The 3,788-nt window shown below is 55.2% G+C and carries 5 protein-coding genes; all 5 read right to left on the reverse strand.

Annotated features, from left to right (window positions below):
- Nucleotides 1-410: 410 nt before the first annotated feature.
- Complete coding sequence (locus VMC84_RS05540; RefSeq protein WP_325378932.1) at nt 411-1,091, reverse strand: endonuclease III; 681 nt, start codon at nt 1,089-1,091, stop codon at nt 411-413.
- Nucleotides 1,064-2,221 carry a pyridoxal phosphate-dependent aminotransferase gene (locus VMC84_RS05545; RefSeq protein WP_325378934.1) on the reverse strand — a complete coding sequence of 386 codons (1,158 nt, stop codon included), beginning with the start codon at nt 2,219-2,221 and terminating at the stop codon, nt 1,064-1,066. The genes VMC84_RS05540 and VMC84_RS05545 overlap by 28 nt, the downstream gene beginning before the upstream one ends.
- 18 nt (nt 2,222-2,239) lie before the next feature.
- Nucleotides 2,240-2,671: a 6,7-dimethyl-8-ribityllumazine synthase gene (gene ribH, locus VMC84_RS05550; protein ID WP_325378936.1), complete on the reverse strand. Its 432-nt coding sequence runs from the start codon at nt 2,669-2,671 to the stop codon at nt 2,240-2,242.
- Nucleotides 2,672-2,694: 23 nt separating this feature from the next.
- Nucleotides 2,695-3,159, reverse strand: coding sequence for a riboflavin synthase (ribC, locus tag VMC84_RS05555; RefSeq protein ID WP_325378938.1), 465 nt, complete (start codon nt 3,157-3,159; stop codon nt 2,695-2,697).
- 19 nt (nt 3,160-3,178) lie between these two features.
- A partial coding sequence (locus VMC84_RS05560; RefSeq protein ID WP_414676435.1) for a pyridoxal-phosphate-dependent aminotransferase family protein occupies nt 3,179-3,788 on the reverse strand: 610 nt, incomplete at its 5' end.

Here is a 3,788-nt window from a genome sequence, read left to right on the forward strand (position 1 = left end):
ATGCCTGGCGCTTAAAACACGAAACAACCTCTCCAATGGCACGAAAACACTAAAGGATTGAACCACGAGGACGGCATGACCCTTATGCTTTATTTTATATGCTTTTTCTAGTGTTTCTATTAATTTAGTGAGGTCCGTGCATTTGGGAGGTTGTTTAGTGTTTTGACGTGAAAGCATCTACTTTAGTGTGGTTCGTGCCCCTTACGTGGGACTAAAAAAATAATTCGTGTTTTAGTGTTGAAAAACCGGACAAATCAGCGAACCACACGAACAAAGGACAAACGACTACATAACAAACACGGAACTACTGGAGATCACAGAGATTTATTAATAATTATTTAGATAGATCGTCGATGAGATATGGAGGATACAGAGACTTAGAGGCGATCAATATAATTCATAATATCGGTTTACTTAGAAGCCTTACCTTTATAAATGCCAATTTTTTTCGCATAGTCGCATACGTCAATAAGGAAGCACCGGTCGTGCTTCGGGCTATGCGCCTTGCATATTTCTCTGCCGAAACGGATGAGGCCGACGTGTACGGAGCCTCGCTTTCCGGCCGGCACGATATCCATTAGGACTTTATGTACTTGCTCATGGTCAGCTTTCTCAGGCACAATGCCGAGCCTTTTTGTGATCCGGAAGATGTGCGTGTCAACGGGTATGACATCGCTGCCGCAGGCGAATAGCAGCACGCAGTCTGCCGTTTTCGGGCCGACGCCCTCGATACTCAGGAGCTCCTTCCGGGCGGCTTCCGGGTTTGCGGTGCAGACGAAGTCTATGTCACCTCCATATTCATCGAGGATAAGCCGGGATATTTCCTTGATCCGCTGAGCCTTGATCGTATAAAGACCGCCTATCTTAATGAGCTCGGCGATCTTCTCTTCAGGGGCATTCGCCAGTTTTTCGGGGGTATCATAAACGGAAAAGAGACGCTCGAAGGCGACCGACGAGTTGCGGTCGGTCGTGTTTTGAGATAGAATAGTATTAATAAGGACAGCGAATGGGGTGCCTTTGCTCCCCTTATAAATTCCATAGTGTTTTATCAGCCTATCCGAAATTATTTTTGTTTTTGCTTTTTCGTCCATCCTTCCATACCCCCGGTCACGGTCGCCATACGCTCAAGGCCTTTCTTAATGTCAGACATGGACGACGCGTAGGACATGCGGATATGGTCGTCGCTGTGGGGGCCGAACGCGGACCCGGGCGTCAGCCCGACGCCCGCCTCCAGGAACTTCTCGGCCCACTTCTCGGAGCTTCCCTCGACCTTCGGCCAGGCATAGAAGGCGCCCCGGGGCATCTCGCACGGCAGGCCAATGTCACATAATCCCTTAACGACGACGTCCCGCCGTTCCCTGAACTGGCGGCACATGCTTTCGACGCTGTCCTGCGGGCCAGTTATCGCGGCCAATGCCCCGTACTGTACAAATGTGGTCGGGCTAGTGGCCGTGTGCTGCTGGACCTTGAGCATGTTCTGGAATATGGCCTTCGGCGCTGCGGCATACCCGATGCGCCACCCGGCCATGGCATAAGCTTTTGAGAAGCCGTTTATCGTGATAGTCCTGTCCGGTATCATCGAGCCGATGCTGACAGGCTTCACGTCATAGACGATCTTCTCGTAGATCTCGTCGGACAGGATGAATAAGCCGTGGTCTTTTGCCAGGTCGGCGACTAGCCGGAGGTCTTTTTTATCAAGGACAGCGCCGGACGGGTTATTCGGGCTGTTAATTATTATGAGCCTGGTGCGCTTATTCACGTACTTCGGGAGGCCCTCCGGCAGAGAGCCGTCATCGTTCGACTTGACCCAGACCGTCCTGCCGCCGCTCATTTTCACGCAGGCGTCATAAGAAACCCAGCCAGGGTCGAAGACGATCGCCTCGTCGCCCTCTTCGAGCAGGCTGAACGTGGTGTAAAAGACTGCCTGCTTTGCCCCGGGCGTCACGAGCACGTTCTTGCCCGATACGTCGAGCGTGTTCTCGCTCTTCAGCTTCGCCGCGATTGCGTCCCTCAGCTCGGGTATTCCGGCGGCGGGGGCATAGTGCGTTTTCCCGGTTTTCATGGCCTTTTCCGCCGCTTCTATGATATTCGAGGGCGTGTTGAAGTCCGGCTCGCCCAGGTTGAAGCTCAGGATATCCCTGCCCTGCCTCTTCAGCTCATTCGTCATGTCGGCCAAACGAAGCGTCGCGGACTCTTCCACCTGGTCCAGTCTGGATGACATAAAGGTCAAAAGAAAAAGTTATTGCTTGTATTCCTTAAGCCTGCGTACCATCTTTACGGCGGCTTCGACGGCCCTCTTGGAGTAGTCGATGCGCTCGCTGGCCTCCAGGCGGGTCATGCCCGGCCCGGCGATGCCCAGCGTTATGGGCTTGTTGTATTCAAGCGCAAGGTCCGTGATCTTACGGGTGGCCTGGGCCACGACGACCTGGTCATGGTCGGTAGCGCCCTCGATGACGCTGCCGATAGTGACGACCGCGTCCAGGGACTTGTCCTCCGCCATCTTTTTTACGGCGAGGGGCATGTCATAAACGCCCGGAACGTAGATAGTCTTCGTGACCTTCGCGCCTAAAAAGGCGGCATGTTCCTTACCCAGTAACTCCATCTGCCAGGTGAGGTCGCGGTTGAACTCCGCGACCACGAACCCTATGTTGATCTCCTTATTATCTGCCATATAAACCATTACCTGTATAACGATTAAATGCGGGCCGGGCCCACGTCTTCATATCCCTGTCTCTGGCCGGTGCCCGCCTCTTTTTCCAGTAATTTAGGCTTGAACATGAGCTTGACGACGTTGAGCGCGTGCTCCCGGGCCCGCTTATCCATGAGAGCGGCGAGCTCTGCGGGGCCCGCGGCCTCGTCCTCGTGGACGAACACCTCGATGATGTGCTTGCCCTCCATGAGCTGACAGTAAATAATGCCCAGGCTGGCCTCGTGGGCGCAGGTCTTGTCGACGGGCTTGCTGCCGGGCATGCCCAGGGCCATGACGATATCACAGTGCTGCTCGTCGAAGAGCTTCTTACACGCCACCGGCAGGTCTTTGATGCCCGGCACCGTGTAGCGCACGATCTGCGCCGAGCAGTTGCGCTTGAGCTCGTCGATGGCCGCCTTGCCCATGTCGAAGCGGGCGAACGTCGTGTCCGCTATCCCGATCTTTACCATTAAATCCTCAATACGCCCATTAACTGTTATATACCTTTCTTAAAGCGTCGACGCCGGCGTTCTTTTTGCCCTGGTCGAGCGCTTTTAACGCGATCAGCGTCTTCTCGAGCGAGTCGAAAGTCCGGACGAGGTCCGCCTCGGTGAAGGCGTTCATGGATGGTATGCGGAAGATCTTGCCCTTCAGGCGGTCCTGGCCTCCCGCGATGGCCACGCCATCGTTGGCCTTCATTGGGCTCCGGAGGTCCTTATCCCCCACGCCGGCCGGCAGCTTAATGGCCGTCACGGTGTTCGAAAGCACGGTGTGCTTGTCCGTCACCGGGTACAGCTCAAGGCCCAGCGCCTTCGCTCCGGCCCTGATGGCTTCTGCGCCCTTCCGGTGGCGGGCAATGCGCTTCTCGATGGTCTCTTCCTTGATCATGCGCATGGCTTCCGTCATGCCGTAGAATAGCGTGATAGCCGGCGTGTACGGGGTCTCGGACCTCTCCGCCTCTGCCGACTTCTTGTATTTCTTCAAATCCATATAATAGGGGGGGCTCTTGACCATCGAGTCCCATGCCTTCTGGCTGACGCTGACCGATGCCAGGCCCGACGGGGCCCCCAGGCACTTCTGGGCGCCGGTGACTGCAACG

The organism is Methanocella sp., from assembly GCF_035506375.1.
GTDB lineage: Archaea > Halobacteriota > Methanocellia > Methanocellales > Methanocellaceae > Methanocella.